Annotated in this window: 14 protein-coding genes; 7 read left to right on the forward strand and 7 right to left on the reverse strand. The window is 69.6% G+C overall.

Annotated elements, in window-relative coordinates; translation table 11 throughout:
* Positions 1-93 precede the first annotated feature (93 nt).
* Positions 94-972 carry a phosphoribosylaminoimidazolesuccinocarboxamide synthase gene (locus LC041_RS14225; RefSeq protein WP_226533747.1) on the reverse strand — a complete coding sequence of 293 codons (879 nt, stop codon included), beginning with the start codon at positions 970-972 and terminating at the stop codon, positions 94-96.
* 86 nt (positions 973-1,058) lie between these two features.
* Here LC041_RS14225 and LC041_RS14230 point away from each other — a divergent pair, with 86 nt between their 5' ends.
* The 3 genes from LC041_RS14230 to LC041_RS14240 all read left to right on the forward strand — a co-directional run bounded on the left by LC041_RS14230 (position 1,059) and on the right by LC041_RS14240 (position 3,897).
* Entirely contained in the window at positions 1,059-1,685 is a 627-nt protein-coding gene (locus LC041_RS14230; protein ID WP_226533748.1) for a PadR family transcriptional regulator, read from the forward strand.
* Entirely contained in the window at positions 1,682-3,226 is a 1,545-nt protein-coding gene (locus LC041_RS14235) for an MFS transporter (RefSeq protein ID WP_226533749.1), read from the forward strand. Before LC041_RS14230 ends, LC041_RS14235 begins: the two co-directional genes overlap by 4 nt.
* A 116-nt stretch (positions 3,227-3,342) precedes the next feature.
* Complete coding sequence (locus LC041_RS14240; protein WP_226533750.1) at positions 3,343-3,897, forward strand: GNAT family N-acetyltransferase; 555 nt, start codon at positions 3,343-3,345, stop codon at positions 3,895-3,897.
* Positions 3,898-3,927: 30 nt separating this feature from the next.
* Here LC041_RS14240 and purD read toward each other — a convergent pair whose 3' ends face one another.
* Together purD and LC041_RS14250 are read right to left on the reverse strand one after the other, a co-directional pair.
* Positions 3,928-5,205: a phosphoribosylamine--glycine ligase gene (purD, locus tag LC041_RS14245; protein WP_226533751.1), complete on the reverse strand. Its 1,278-nt coding sequence runs from the start codon at positions 5,203-5,205 to the stop codon at positions 3,928-3,930.
* A 199-nt stretch (positions 5,206-5,404) separates the two neighbouring features.
* Entirely contained in the window at positions 5,405-6,079 is a 675-nt protein-coding gene (locus LC041_RS14250; RefSeq protein ID WP_226533752.1) for an NUDIX hydrolase, read from the reverse strand.
* 49 nt (positions 6,080-6,128) lie between these two features.
* On the opposite strand from LC041_RS14250, the gene LC041_RS14255 reads away from it, so the two are divergent.
* The gene (locus LC041_RS14255; protein ID WP_226533753.1) at positions 6,129-6,497 is read left to right on the forward strand and encodes a sterol carrier family protein; all 369 of its coding nucleotides are present in this window, start codon (positions 6,129-6,131) and stop codon (positions 6,495-6,497) included.
* An 81-nt stretch (positions 6,498-6,578) separates the two neighbouring features.
* Here LC041_RS14255 and LC041_RS14260 read toward each other — a convergent pair whose 3' ends face one another.
* Positions 6,579-6,947, reverse strand: coding sequence for a VOC family protein (locus LC041_RS14260; protein WP_226533754.1), 369 nt, complete (start codon positions 6,945-6,947; stop codon positions 6,579-6,581).
* A 61-nt stretch (positions 6,948-7,008) separates the two neighbouring features.
* Between LC041_RS14260 and LC041_RS14265 the strand changes: the two genes are divergently transcribed.
* Positions 7,009-7,458 (forward strand): MarR family winged helix-turn-helix transcriptional regulator, encoded by a 450-nt coding sequence (locus LC041_RS14265; protein WP_226533755.1) that lies wholly within the window; start codon positions 7,009-7,011, stop codon positions 7,456-7,458.
* Positions 7,459-7,469: 11 nt separating this feature from the next.
* On the opposite strand, the gene LC041_RS14270 is transcribed toward LC041_RS14265, so the two are convergent.
* From LC041_RS14270 to LC041_RS14280, 3 genes are read right to left on the reverse strand one after another with little or no spacing between them, the layout of a single operon-like run.
* Positions 7,470-8,249: a heme ABC transporter ATP-binding protein gene (locus LC041_RS14270; RefSeq protein ID WP_374197677.1), complete on the reverse strand. Its 780-nt coding sequence runs from the start codon at positions 8,247-8,249 to the stop codon at positions 7,470-7,472.
* A complete protein-coding gene (locus LC041_RS14275) occupies positions 8,240-9,313 on the reverse strand; it encodes a FecCD family ABC transporter permease (protein WP_226533757.1) in 1,074 nt (357 codons plus the stop codon). Before LC041_RS14275 ends, LC041_RS14270 begins: the two co-directional genes overlap by 10 nt.
* Positions 9,310-10,416, reverse strand: a complete 1,107-nt coding sequence (locus LC041_RS14280) for a heme/hemin ABC transporter substrate-binding protein (protein ID WP_226533758.1) — start codon at positions 10,414-10,416, stop codon at positions 9,310-9,312. Before LC041_RS14280 ends, LC041_RS14275 begins: the two co-directional genes overlap by 4 nt.
* Before the next feature lie 161 nt (positions 10,417-10,577).
* On the opposite strand from LC041_RS14280, the gene LC041_RS17395 reads away from it, so the two are divergent.
* Together LC041_RS17395 and LC041_RS14290 are read left to right on the forward strand one after the other, a co-directional pair.
* Positions 10,578-14,423, forward strand: a complete 3,846-nt coding sequence (locus LC041_RS17395) for an HtaA domain-containing protein (RefSeq protein ID WP_226533759.1) — start codon at positions 10,578-10,580, stop codon at positions 14,421-14,423.
* 212 nt (positions 14,424-14,635) lie between these two features.
* A complete protein-coding gene (locus tag LC041_RS14290; protein ID WP_226533760.1) occupies positions 14,636-14,953 on the forward strand; it encodes a potassium transporter Trk in 318 nt (105 codons plus the stop codon).
* Position 14,954: the final 1 nt, after the last annotated feature.

Raw genomic sequence — 14,954 nt, forward strand, 5'->3', positions numbered from 1 at the left:
GGGGTTCGGGGGATGGCAGGAGTGCTGGAGCAACCCTACCGATTCCTGAGGGTTCGCTGAGTGCGTGCCCGTTCTCCGCGGCAGCGGGGCGACTCAGGCGCCCAGACGGTCGATCAGCTCGCGGTAGCGGTCCGCGGTGCGCTCGACCACGTCCTCCGGAAGCCGGGGAGGCTCACCCTGCTTGTCCCAGTTCGCAGCCATCCAATCGCGGACGATCTGCTTGTCGAAGCTCGCCATCCGCGCGCTCGGGGTGCTGCCGGTGCGCCAGGTCTCCGCATCCCAGTACCGTGAGGAATCGCTCGTGAGCACCTCATCGGCCAGGCGCAGGGTGCCCTCGGCGTCCGTCCCGAACTCGAACTTGGTGTCGGCGAGGATCAGCCCCTTCTCCTCGGCGATCGCGGCGGCCCTGGCGTAGATCGCGAGGGAGGTGTCTCGCAGCTCGGTCGCGCGCTCGGCACCGACCAGCTCGACGGCACGGTCGAAGGTGATGTTCTCGTCGTGCTCCCCCATCGGCGCCTTGTACGCCGGGGTGAACAGCGGCTCGGGCAGCCGGTCGCCGTTCTGGAGTCCTGCCGGGAGCGGGATGCCGCACACGGTTCCGCTCTCCTGGTACTCGACCCACCCGGTGCCCGTGATGTAGCCGCGCACGACGCACTCGATCGGCAGCATCTCGAGCGACTGCGCGAGCATGGCGTGGTCTGCCACCGCCTCCGGCAGCTCGCCCTCGGCGATGTGGTTCGGGAAGTCGGCGAGCTGCGCGAACCACCAGCGGCTCAGTCGCGTCAGCAGAGCGCCCTTCGCGGGGATGCCGGGGGAGAGCACGAAGTCGAAGGCGCTCACGCGATCGGAGGCCACCACGAGGATGCGGGTGTCCTCCGGGTCTTCCGAGGCGTAGAGGTCGCGGACCTTGCCCGAGTAGATGTGCCGCCAGCCGGGGATGCTCTGTGCCGTGCCTTCTGAAGGAGTGCTCACCCGCTCATTATCCCGGTTCGGACGGATCCGACTGTGCGGGCGCTCGAAACAGGCGTATAGTCCACATGGACTATTTGAGGGGACGCATGAAGAAGGACGCCGTCGGTCGCCTCACCCCGATGGGGGTGATGGTGCTCGCGCTGCTGCGCGAGGGCGACATGCACCCCTACGAGATGGTGCGCCTCATGCGGGCGCGCCACGACGACCGGCTGCTCACGATCACGAACGGGACGCTGTACCACACGGTCTCCCGGCTGCATCGCGCAGGGCTCATCGACGAACTCGGAATCGACCGCGAGGGCAATCGTCCGGAGCGCACGACCTACTCCCTGACGGATGCCGGACGCGAAGCTGTCGTCGCCTGGGTGCAACGCGAGCTGCCCCGCATCGATCGCCCCGCCGACTTCCGGATCGCGCTCGCCGAGGCGCACAACCTCGAGCGTCCGACGGTCATCGAACTGCTCGGTGCGCGACGTGTCGCCCTGGTGGAAGACCACGCCCGGCACCGCGACGGTCTGGCGAAGGCCAGGGACAACGCGGTGCCCGAGCAGGTCCTGGTCGAGATCGAGCGTCAGGAGGCGCTGCTGGAAGCAGAGCTCCGCTGGCTCGACTCCCTCCTCGAACGTCTCGAGTCCCACGCCCTGCCGTGGGGGCCCACGGCATTCCCGAACTCAGACCGCTACCGCGCTCAGCGAAAGGCCGCACAGCAATGACAGATACTCCTCGCGACGGAGACCGCCCGCCGGTGTCCGCGCCCTCATCCTCCGGTCCGTCGACCGGCACGTACTCCATCGGGCACAAGCCCACGAGTCCCTGGCCAGCGCTCTGGGCTCTGGTCATCGGCTTCTTCATGATCCTCGTGGACACCACGATCGTCTCGGTCGCGAACCCGGCGATCAAGGCCGCGCTGGACCCGGACACCAACAACCTCGACAACGTCGTGTGGGTCACGAGCGCATACCTGCTCGCCTACGCCGTGCCGCTGCTGATCACTGGACGCCTCGGAGACCGCTTCGGCCCGAAGAACATCTATCTGATCGGCCTCGCGGTCTTCACGCTCGCATCACTGTGGTGCGGACTCTCGACCACGCTCGAGGGGCTCATCGTCGCCCGCGCGGCCCAGGGCCTCGGAGCGGCGTTCATGACCCCGCAGACGATGGCCGTGATCACCCGCACGTTCCCGCCCGAGCGCCGAGGTGCTGCGATGGGACTGTGGGGCGCGACCGCCGGTGTCGCCACCCTGGTCGGACCGCTCGTCGGTGGGCTGCTGGTCGACGGCTTCGGCTGGGAGTGGATCTTCTTCGTGAACATCCCGGTCGGCATCGTCGCGTTCGTGCTCGCCTGGCGCCTGGTCCCGAAGCTCGCGACGCACCCGCACCGCTTCGACATCGTGGGCGTGGTGCTGAGCGCCGTCGCCCTCTTCCTCCTCGTGTTCGGACTCCAGGAGGGCGAGAAGTACGACTGGGGGGTCATCTGGGGTCCCATCTCGGTGTGGAGACTGATCGTCGCCGGGCTGGTGGTCCTCGGGCTCTTCATCCTGCAGCAGGCCAAGACCCGGAGCGAGCCGCTGGTCCCGCTCGGGCTGTTCCGTGACCGCAACTTCTCCGGCGCGAACGTGGCGATCGCCGCGGTCGGCTTCACGGTGACGAGCATGTCGCTGCCGATGATGTTCTTCCTGCAGACCGCGCGCGGGCTCACGCCCACCGAAGCGGCGCTGCTGCTGATCCCGATGGCCGTGCTCTCGGGGGTGCTCGCTCCGGCCGCGGGCAAGCTGCTCGACCGGGTCGATCCGCGCATCATCCTGATCCCGGGGCTGCTCTGTGTGGCAGGCGCCCTCGTCTGGTACTCGGCTCTGATCAACATGGACACCCCGATCTGGATGTTCCTGCTGCCCTCCGCGCTGATGGGCATCGGCAATGCGGGCATGTGGGGGCCGCTCGCCACCACCGCGACGCGCAAGCTCCCGCCGCGTCAGGCGGGGGCCGGTGCGGGCATCTACAACACGACGAGGACCATCGGCTCGGTCATCGGCTCGGCATCCATCGCCGCATTCATGCAGTCGCGTCTGGAGGCCAACCTGCCGGGTCTCGCCGATGCGCCGGCCGGTATCTCGACGGGCGGAACGCTCCCGCCGCAGGTGGCCGAAGGGTTCGCCGCCGGCATGGCGCAGTCGATCCTGCTGCCGGCGTGCGTGATGGGGGTCGCCCTCATCGCGGCGCTGTTCCTCGGTCGCTACGACAGGACGGAGACCTGACCTGGGCTTTCGAATCGCGTGAATGGCTCCGTCCGTGGCCCGGATGGAGCCGTTTGCGCGATTCGAAGGCCGGGGAGTGAGTTGCAGCGGCCCCCACCGTCTGGTGTGCTGAGGCGATGACGATCGCACTCACCCGTCCGACCACCGACCTGTTCGAGTCCTGGGCCGCCGCGGTGGCCGAGTTCGAGGGCGGACACGTCGACGGTGCCGGTATCGAGAAGGGGCTGGTGCCCGACCGGGCCGCGTGCGAGGCCTTCGTCGACATGGCTGCGCTGTTCGCGACCCCCGGTGCCGCGCTGCCGGAAGGCCGTGTGCCTTGCGACTACTTCTGGATCACCGAGGGTGCCGAGGTCGTGGGTTTCATCGCGTTCCGGCGAGAGCTCAACGAATGGCTTCGTCGCTTCGGCGGTCACATCGGGTACTCGGTGATCCCGTCCCGGCGCCGGGAGGGGATCGTGCGCGAAGCCCTCCGCCTGCTGCTGCGCGTGGCGAAGGCTGAGGGCTACGAGCGGGTCATGCTCACCTGCGATGACGACAACCTGGGGTCCATCCGGACGATCGAGGGTGCCGGCGGTGAGCTCGAAGAAGTGATCGACGCGCCCGAGCCAGGGCGGCCCCGCGTGCGGCAGTACTGGATCGACATCTCGGGGACCAGCCTCACCGCGAGCTAGCGCCGTGAGCGCGGAGCTCCCGTCTCGGGGTCACTCCGCGACGCGGGCGGCGATGTCCGTGCGGTAATGGGAGCCGTCGAGGGCGATGCGGGAGATCGCCTCGTAGGCGCGGTCGCGCGCCGTGCGGAAGTCCGAGGCGACGGCCACGACGTTCAGTACACGGCCGCCCGAGGCGATGAGCGATCCGCCCGGCGCGTCGGGGCTCGCGGTCGCCGCATGCACGAGGCGCACGCCCTCGACGGATGCCGCGTCCGCAAGGCCCTCGATCGGGCGACCGGTCTGCGGTGCCTCGGGGTAGCCTTCGCTGGCGAGCACGACGGTGATCGCCACGTCTTCGCTGAACTCGGGCTCGGGCTGGTCTTCGAGCGTGCCGGAGGCCGCCGCGAACAGCAGGTCCGACAGCGGTGTCACCAGCCGGGGAAGCACGATCTGCGTCTCGGGGTCGCCGAAGCGGGCGTTGAACTCGATCACGCGCACGCCGGCCGGGGTGAGGATCAGGCCCGCATAGAGCAGTCCGATGAACGGGGTGCCCTCGGCGTCGAGCTGCCGCACCACGGGCAGGGCCACGTCGCGGGTGACCTCTTCGACGAAGGCCCGCTCGCTGCCGAACTGCTCCGCAAGCCACGGCAGAGGCGAATAGGCGCCCATGCCACCGGTGTTGGGCCCGGCGTCGCCGTCGAGTGCGCGCTTGAAGTCCTGAGCGGGGCTGAGTGCGCGCACCGTGTCGCCGTCGCTGAGGAAGAACAGCGAGACCTCGGGACCGGAGAGGAACTCCTCGATCAGCACGGGCCCCGCAGGAAGGTATTGCTCGGCGTGTGCGAGTGCGTCGGCACGGTCGGAGGTGACGATGACCCCCTTACCCGCCGCGAGGCCATCGGCCTTGACCACGTACGGAGCGCCGAGCTCATCGAATGCGGACTCGACCTCGGCCGTGCTGGACGCCCGGACCGCGCGACCGGTGGGCACGCCGGCCGCGTCCATGACCCGCTTGGCGAAGGACTTCGAGCCTTCGAGCTGAGCGGCGGCCTTTCCCGGACCGAACACCGGGATGCCGCGCACGCGCAGGGCATCGGCCACGCCGGCGACCAGCGGGGCCTCGGGGCCGACGACGACCAGATCGATCGCGTGCTCGTGCGCGAAGGCCGTGACCGCCGCGCCGTCGAGGGGGTCGACCGTGACGGGGGTCGCATCCTGCGCGATGCCGGCATTGCCCGGAGCGACGAAGATCTCGTGCTCCGTCTGCTCGGCCCGCAGGGCGAGGATGATCGCGTGCTCACGGGCACCGGAACCGAGGACGAGAATCTTCACCCGTCCAGACTACCGAGGCTCGCGGTCCGGGTTTCAGGCGGTCGGGGTTTCAGGCGGTCGGCGTTTCGGGCGGTCGGCGTTCACAACTCCGCAGAAACCTCTCCGATCGGCGGGTGTCCGCGGCGTGTCGGCCGTTTTCGCCGCATTCATGCTGAGTTGTGCACGCGCCAGGGGCCGCAACCCGGGCCAGGAGCCGGGCTCAGAGGTCGACGGGCCGTTCCACCGAGGCATCCCAGGGCACGGTCCAGCCGGCGGCGTCGAACAGGGCGTCGAGCACCATCGCGGTGAAGCCCCAGACGATCGTGCCATCGACGTCGAAGGCGGGGCCGCGGAAGGTGCGGCCCATCCTTGTGAGGGTCGAGGTGAACCGGGTGGCGGGGTCGAGGAGCTGAGCGACGGGGACGCGGAACACCTCGACCGTCTCGGCGTGGTCGACCGCCACCACCCGCGACGGCGACTGCCACCACGCGAGCACCGGGGTGACCAGGTGATTGCTCGCGGCGAGCGGAATCTCGGGGAGTGTGGCCAGGATCTCCACGCCGTCCGGGTCGAGCCCGGTCTCCTCCTCGGCCTCGCGCAGTGCGGTGGCGACGGCGTCGGCGTCATTCGGCTCGACACGGCCGCCCGGGAACGAGACCTGACCGGGGTGGGAGGAGAGGGTGGGCGCGCGCCGCTGCAGCAGCACGTCGAGGTCGCGGGCGACGGCGGGGCCGGTCGTGGGCGCGGGGATGCGATCGAGAACGCCGAACAGGATGAGCACGGCAGCGTCGTGAGCGCTCTGCGGATCGGCGAGCTGCGGGATGCGCACACCCCAGGAGTGGTCGGCGACCGCCGCGAGCAGCTCGGCGCGGGCGCCCTCGGGATGCATGCTCATGCGTTCGAGCTTAGGACTCGCCGCGCATCGCCGGACGTAGTCTGGAGCGATGGCCAGGAAGATCGACATCACGGACGGACGTGTCGCGCTCGACGCCGTCCGTTCCGCGGATGCCTCGGGTATGAAGCCGCAGCGCACCGACCTCGCCACCGCTGTGCGCTACCTGCTGCAGCTACTGGACGAGAAGGCACCGGGCAACAGCGTCGAGGTGCGGGTGCCGCCCTTCGGTGCGGTACAGGTCATCCAGGGGCCCCGCCACACCCGGGGCACACCGCCCAATGTCGTCGAGATGGATGCCGCCACCTGGATCGCCGTGGCCACGGGCGCAGCGGCATGGGCGGATGCCGCGGCCGGTGGACGCATCCACGCGTCCGGTACACGTGCTGATCTCAGCGACGTCCTTCCGTTGCGGCCGTAGCGCGGCTCCACCCAGAACCGCCCCGGGGATCACGTGGATCGGGGCGGTTCGCGCGTCGCAGTGCGGGGAGAGCCTGCGGTGTCAGGAGCGGTCGTGAAGCGTGATGCGGTACCCGTCGGGGTCGGCGAAGGTGAAGGTGCGGCCGAACGGTCCGTCGAACGGCTCCGTGACGATGACGTGTCCGTCGGCGACGAGGGCGTCGTGGATGGCCTGGACATCGGTGGCGTGAAGCCAGATCGCAGCGCCGATGCCCGGCTGGGCTACGCCGGTCAGGTCGGTGCCCGGTGCGAGGTCTCGGAGGGCGAACGCGATGGGTGTCGTCTGAAAGACGACGGCGTGGGGAGGACCCGTCGGAGAGCGGACGAGTCCGAGGTAGTGCTCGTAGAAGGCCTGCGAGGCGGCAAGATCGCGTGCCTGCAGGGAGATGAAATCGGGGCCGGTGACGGGCATGGGAGATCCTCTGTTTCTGTGTCAGGTTTCTGACACAGAAACAGTATGTCAGAATACTGACATGAGTCAAGATCGCACGGGCATCGACCTCGACACGTCCGTGGGGTATCTGCTCAAGGAGGCGTCCAGTGCCCTCCGCGTCGCGATGGAAGAGGTGCTGCGTCCGCTCGGGATGACCATCACCCACTACTCCTGCCTCGAGCTACTCGCGCAGCGGCCAGGCCTCTCGAACTCCGAGCTCGCGCGCGGCGCGTTCGTCACCCGGCAGTCGATGAACGTCCTCCTGCAGGCACTCGAGCGGGAGGGAATCGTCTCCCGCCCCGCAGAGGCCCCGGTCGGCAAGGCCCTTCCTGCCCGCCTCACCGAGCGAGGCCGTGCGAGTCTCACGAAGGCGACCGCTGCTGTCCGCTCGGTCGAGGTCAGGATGGTATCCGGCATGACGGAAGAAGAGCAGGCGGGGGCGCTGAAGATCCTGCGGAGTATGGTCTATTCGCTGCGCGAGCGGCCGTAGCGCGGCCCGGATCAGCGCCGCGCGACGACCAGGGGAACTCCGGTCGCGGGGTGCGGGAACACGTCGACCGCCTGACCGTAGACCTGCTCGATCCGCGCGGCGGTCAGCACTTCGGTCGCCGTGCCGGTCGCCGCGACCCTGCCGTCGGCGAGCAGCGTCACGCGGTCGGCATGCGCGAGCGCCGCATTGAGATCGTGCAGCACGATGGCCACCGCGACCCCGGCCTCCGCGCGACCTCGGATCAGGCGCATGACGTCTTCGTGATGCTTCAGGTCGAGCGCCGCGGTCGGCTCGTCGAGCAGCAGGATGCCGGTGCTCTGGGCGATCACGCGGGCGAGCGCGACCCGGGCGCGCTCGCCGCCCGACAGCGACGGCACTGCGCGGGCACGGAGTGCCGTCACCTTGGTCTGCGCCATCGCCGACCACACCAGAGCGTCGTCCTCCTCGGCCGCCGGCGTGCGCGCCCACGGGGTCCGCCCCATCCGGACGACCTGCTCCGCACTGAAGGGGAACGAGACGGAGTTCTCCTGCAGGAGCACGGCACGCTGCCGGGCGAGCACGCGCGGCGCGACCCGGTCGATCGGTCGGTCGTCCAGCGCGACCGTGCCCGCCTGCGCAGCGACATCTCCGGCAAGCACTCCGAACAGAGTCGACTTGCCCGCTCCGTTCGGCCCGACGAGCGCGTGGATCTCTCCGCTGTGGATGTCGATGGACGCATCATCGAGGATCGTCCGCCCTTCGCCGACGCGCACCGTGAGCCCCGCTCCGCGGAGCCGGACGGTCATGCCCATCCTCCTGAGCGGCGGCGCGTGCGCACGAGCAGCCACAGGAAGAACGGGCCGCCCACGAGCGAGGTGATCATGCCGATCGGCAGGTCGGCCAGCGGCACCGCGGTGCGCGCGACCAGGTCGGCGACCGCGATGAGCAGCGCGCCTCCGAGTGCCGAGGCGATCACGAGCGGAAGGTGGGCGGGCCCGATCATCATGCGCATCAGGTGCGGCACGACAAGCCCGGCGAAGCCGATGATCCCGGCGAACGCGACCGCGGCGCACACCAGCAGCGCGACGGTGACGACGACGAGGAGCCGCAGCAGTTCCACATTGACACCGAGGTGTCGTGCGGTGCGCTCGCCGAGAGCGAAGAGGTCGAGTCGAGGGGCCACGAGCAGCGCCACGACCACGCCGATGAGGACGAGGGGAGCCACGAGCTGGATGTTCGACCACAGTGCGCCGTTGAGGGAGCCGAGCTGCCAGAACACGATCTGCTCGCGCGTCGAGGTGGTGCCCAGGAACGTGAAGAACGCCATACCGGCTCCAGCGATCGCGTTGATGGCGATACCCGTGAGCAGAAGGGTCACGACCTCGGTGCGTCCGCCGGAGCGACTGATGAAGTACACCGAGAAGACGGCGACCAGCCCGCCGAGGAACGCGAACGCGGGCGTGGTCCACATCCCGAAGGTCGCCAGGCCGAACGTGATGCTCGCGGCCGCGCCGAGGGCCGCCCCCGAGGACACTCCCACCACGCCGGCGTCCGCGAGGGGGTTGCCGAAGATCGCCTGCATGAGCACGCCGGAGACCGCGAGGGCGGCACCCACGAGGAGCCCGAGCACGATCCGAGGCATTCGCAGGGAGAAGATCACGCCGTAGTCGGTGGCCGCCGCCGGAGCCCACGGGGTGTCGATCCCGATGCCGTGCAGCAGCACGCCCACGAGAGCGGTGGGAGACAGGTCGTACTGGCCGCTCGTGATCGAGACGACGCACGTGATAGCGAGCGCGACGACCAGGCCGGCCGTCACCAGGGCGAAACGCAGGCCCCGGTGCCTCGTCGGAGTCGGGGTGACGACCTCTCCGGTCACTTCGACGGCTCGGGGGCGTACAGGGCGCGGGCGAGAGCGCCGATCACGTCGGCGGTGCGCGGGCCGAAGCTGAGGATCTCGCTGTCGGCCATGTCGATCACGCGTCGGTTCGCTCCGGCGGGTGTCTGGGCCACGGCGGGGATCCGTTCGATCAGTCCGTCGATGCCTCCGACGGACTCGAGCCCGTCCGTCATCATCACCAGGACGTCGGGCTGGGCGGCGACGAGGGCCTCCGCCGTCATCGGCTTCATGCCCTCCCAGCCGATCTCAGCGGCCACATCGACGCCGCCGATCGCGTCGATCAGCGAATCGGCCCCGGAGTCCTCGCCGAAGATGTAGTACACGTTCGCGCTGCCGCGCACGTAGAGGAAGAGCATGCGTGCGCGATCGGCCTCGTCGGTGGGCACCACCTCGGAGATCTCGGCCAGCGTCTCGTCGACCGCGGCGTCGAGCCGCGCGATGAGCGCCTCGCCCCGGCTCGTCACTCCGAGAGCCGTCGCGATCTCGGTGACGAGGTCGTCGGTCGTGTCGAGTCGCCGATCGCTGGAGATGACCACGACCGCGATGCCGGCGTCGCGCAGCTGCTGGCGCACCTCCTTCGGACCGATCGTCGTGTCGGTGAGGATGACGGTCGGCGCCAGCTCGAGGATCGCTTCCGCGTTGAGCGTGTGGCCGGTCTGGGTGACGACCGGGAGGCCTTCCGTGCCGGCGAAGACGGTGGAGGCGTCGCGACCGACGACCCGATCGCCGAGACCGAGCGCGAACACGGTCGACGCGATCGTGCCCGAGATGTCGATCGGGAGGATGCGGGAGACGTCGCTGATCTCGACGTCGCGGCCTTCGCTGTCGGTCACCGTCACCGGAAGCTCTGGCGCGGTGTCGTCGTCGACGGCGTCGATCGCGTGGCTGGAGAGGCACGCGGTGGAGGGGCCTTCATATCCGCGCACATCGTCGATCAGGTCGAGGGATGCGAGGGGCGTGGAGGCCTGCGGGCAGGTGTCCTCCGCGGCGGCGGGGGGCGCGGCGACGGCTCCCGGCTCTGCGCACGCGGCGAGTCCGACGGCGAGGGCGGCGACGAAGAAGACGGCAGTGACGCGGCGCATTAGGCAAGGCTATCCTAAAACTTGACGCGTCTCGATCCGCACCTCTACGCTCGGAATCAGGCTTACTTAGCTAAGCCTAACCAAATTCCACCCGTCGCTCGACCGCAGTGCGGCCCCGTCGGCACGCGTGCTCTTCTGCGTGTCCGGAGCCGTGGAGAATCGTGAACGCCATAGCCACAGCATCCTCAGGGAGCGCCCGCATACGCGTGCTGCTCGCCGCTTTCGTCTCCTTCCTCCTCGTCGCCGCTGGCGCGGTGATCGTCCCGCCCGCGCATGCCGCCGGCGCCACGATCACCGCGACCGTCGCGTCGGCAGACGCGTCGGGGGTGAGCGTCCAGGTGCAGGCCGACGGGCTGCCGGATGTCGCGGGCGCCTACGCGGCCCTGATCGTGACCGGCACGGAAGGCGGTCTCAGCGGCGCAGGCGGGTACGCCGCGTTCGTGATGCCCGTCGTCGCCGGAGGGGCGAGCACGTTCACGCTCGAGGCGTCGGCAGGCTCGCTTGATCGGACGAAGTCGTACGAGGTGCTCGTGTGGCAGAAGCACTCGAATCCGGACGAGACGACGATCTACGGACGCGGTGACGTCGCGATCTCCGCGGGGCAGTGGGACGCCGTGTTCGGCGCCGTGCCCACGGACCCGGGGACCGATCCCGGTACCGATCCCGGTACGGACACGGGGACCGACCCCGGCACGGACCCGGGGACCGACCCCGGTACGGACCCGGGGACCGATCCCGGTACGGACCCGGGAACCGACCCCGGCACGACACCGCCGACCGACGCCGCGATCGAGGTGTTCCTGGCAGACGGCACCACGCCGGCGGGTGACACCGGACTCGAGGCCGGCGACCGGATCGTCGTGAGGGGCACGGGCTACGACCCGGCCGGTAACGTCGGCGGGCGCGGCGTCCCGATCCCGAACACGCTCCCGCAGGGCACGTACGTGGTGTTCGGCAACTTCGCCGCGGACTGGAAGCCGTCCACCGGTGCCCCTTCGTCGACCCGCTCGGTGGGTACGCAGGTGTGGGCGCTCTCGGAGGGCGTGCTGAACCAGGTGCCCTCGCAGTATCAGGGCGCGATCCGCGCGCAGTGGGTCGACATCGCGGCCGACGGCACGTTCGAGGCGACGCTGACGCTGAAGGATGCGGCGGCGACTCCGGGCTCGTACGGCGTCTACACCTATGCGGCCGGCGGCGTGGTCAACGTCGATCAGGAGCGCGGCATCGACCTGAACTACGCCGAGACCGCGAGCCTCACCGCCACGGTGAAGAACGCGAGCGCGAAGGACGGGCTCGCGGTCGAGGCGGAGGCGTCGAAGCTCGGCACCGCCACCGGCGCGTACGTCGCGCTGATCGAGGCGGGAACCGAGGCGGAGGTCACCGCCGGTGGTGGATTCCTCGCGATGCAGTACGTGCGCGGCATCGAGGGAGGTGCGTTCACCGTCGACCTGACCGCGGCAGCCGATGACCTCGACCGTGCGAAGTCGTACGAGGTGATCGTGTGGAAGCAGCACACGATGCCCACCGCCGACACGATCTACGCCCGCGCCGCCGTCGCGATCAGCGATGCGCAGTGGGAGGCGCTGACTCCCGCTCCGTTCACGCCGTCGATCGAAGTGTTCCTCGCCGACGGCACGACGCCCGCCGAGGGCGCCGCACTCACTGCGGGCGACAAGATCGTCGTCAAGGGTTCCGGCTACGACCCCGAGGCCAACGTCGGCGGGCGCGGCGTTCCGATCCCGAACACGCTCCCGCAGGGCACCTACGTCGTCTTCGGCAACTTCGCGGCCGACTGGAAGCCGTCCACCGGGGCCTCCTCCTCGAATCGCTCCGTCGCAGCCCAGGTGTGGGCACTCGCCGAGGGTGTGCTGGATCAGGTGCCGTCGCAGTATCAGGGCGCGATCCGTGCACAGTGGGTCGACATCGCGGCCGACGGCACGTTCGAGGCGACGCTGACGCTGAAGGATGCCGCGGCGACGCCCGGCTCGTACGGGGTCTACACCTACGCTGCCGGTGGTGTCACCAACGCCGCGCAGGAGAAGAGCGTCGCGCTCAACTACGGCACCGGGGTGAGCCTGACCACCGCGGTCAAGACCGCGACCGCGCAGGACGGGCTGACCGTCACGGCCGCGGCCACGCGTCTGGGCACCGCCACCGGCGCGTACGCCGCGCTGATCGAGAAGGGCAGGGAGGCCGACGTCACCGCCTCTGGTGGATTCCTCGCGATGAAGTACGTGACGGAGATCACGTACGGCGCGTTCGCGGTCGACCTCACGACGGCCGCGAAGAACCTCGACCGCACGAAGTCGTACGAGGTGATCGTGTGGAAGCAGCACACGATGCCCACGTCGGACACGATCTACGCACGTTCGACGGTGGCGATCACACCCGAGCAGTGGAATGCGCTGTTCGAGACGGTCGTGCCTCCGAAGCCCACGAAGCCCAGCACGCCACCGGCGAGCGTTCCCGGTGGATCCCTTCGCTGGGCGATCTCCTCTTCCTTCGTGAATTACGTCACGGGTGACATCGCGCAGGGATCCATCACGGTCTCCGACGGGGCGACCCGCTCTGGCGGCCAGTTCCAGTTCGGCCAGACAGTCGGCGGCGACTACGACCGGGGAACGGGTCTGGGCAGTGTCATCTACCGCGGATCGGTGCGATTCACCGGGCACCACGGTGTGCTCGATGTGACGGTCTCGAACCCGCAGATCCGGATCACCTCGGCAACGGCGGCGACGCTCTACGTCACCAGCGGTGGCGCCCGGGTGCCGTTCGCGACGCTCGACCTGTCGCGTGCCGCCCGCACCACGGCTGATGGTGCCGTGACGTACACCGGGGCTCCCGCCGTACTCACGGCGGCCGGACGGGACACGGTCCTCGCGGGGTACTCGACCGCGCTGAACCCGGTCACGTTCACGATCGGCTCGGTGGCTGCAGCGCCGTCCGGAACGACGGGGACCGTCGCCGCAGCGGCCGTGAAGGCCAAGACCACCCTGCCGGCCACACCTCCGGCATCCGAGGGCATCGATGTCGACGAGGAGAACCTCGCCGCGTTGTCTTCGGGCAGATCGGCCGTGGTCACGGCATCCGGCTTCCAGCCGAACGAGCAGGACATCAAGGTCGTCGTGTACTCGACGCCCGTGCTGGTCGACACGGTGACCGCCGACGCGAACGGTGTCGCGACCTGGTCGGGCACGCTGCCGGCCGGGCTCGAAGACGGAGCGCACACGCTCACGTTCCAGGGATCCGTCGACCGCGGTCTCACGTTCACACTCTCCAGGGCGACCACGGTGTTCGGCGCCTGCACGGTCGAGGGCGCCACGCTCAAGTGGGGCTACAAGGCGTCCTTCCGCACGTACATCGAGGGCATCGCGAAGGGCGGCTGGACGCTCACCGACGTGGCGTACCAGTACCCGGACTTCGTGTGGCAGAACGGCACCGGGTCGTTCGACGACGAGGCCATGACCGGTCTCGTCTCGTACGGAGGGAGCATCCGATTCACCGGGCACGACGGCGCGCTGGACACGACTCTCGGGAATGCCGGCGTCGAGCTCGCCGGAGACAAGGGATACCTCGTCTTCGACGTGACCGGCACCACGCAGGGCGGCGAGAGCATCGACCAGCAGGGCGTCCGCCTCGCGGAGTTCACTCTCGCTGACGCGGCGATCGTCGACGGCGTGCTCCCACTCGATGCCGTGCCGACCACGCTGACCGAGGCGGGGGCTGCCGCGTTCGGCACCTATGCCGCGGGCGAGGCGCTGGATCCGGTCACGGCTGTGATCCCGGTGAACCCGGACTGCGGCGTCGCGGCGGAGGAGACGGACGTCGACTCCGAGGCCGCGGCTACCGTCACCGCGGTGACCGAGCCTGCCGACGCGGAGGGTGCGCCGGTGTGGCCGTGGATCGTCGGCGGCCTGGTGGTCGTGGCGCTCGCCGCGACCGGCGGTGTGCTGATCGCTCGCCGCAACCGCAACGACGAGACCGCCGAGACGACGACCGAGGTCTGAGTCGAGGCAGAGAACGGCCGTCCCCGACGGATGTGTGGGGAGGGCCGTTCTCCGTCTCCTGCCGCGTACGGATGTCGGAAGACCCCACGGATGCAGGATCAGTCGGGCGGACGCTTCCTGCATCCGTGCGATCGTCCGACCGATGCGCACTCGAAACCGATGTCGCGTGAACTCCGGTGCACGGCATCCGTCGTCGGTGGGACAATGGAGTCATGGCCCCCACCGATTCCCACCAGACCGTCGAGGCGACCGTGCGCCGCGTGCCGCGGTACGGCGTGTTCATGGGCATCGGCGTCGTGCTCGGCATCATCGTCGCCGGCATCCTCACCTGGGCGGGCAGCTTCGAGCCTTCGCAGGCGCTCGATGTCGTCTACCCGCCCGGACAGGTCTTCGGGTTCCTCCTGCTGTGGACGGTGCCGATCGGCATCGCGCTGGGCGGCGTCCTCGCACTGATCTTGGAGCGCGCGGCCCGGAGACACGACCGCGTGGTGCGGGTCGACCGCGAGACCGTCGTCGACGACGACGAATGAC

Source organism: Microbacterium paraoxydans, from assembly GCF_020524545.1.
In the GTDB taxonomy this organism is placed as follows: domain Bacteria; phylum Actinomycetota; class Actinomycetes; order Actinomycetales; family Microbacteriaceae; genus Microbacterium; species Microbacterium paraoxydans_C.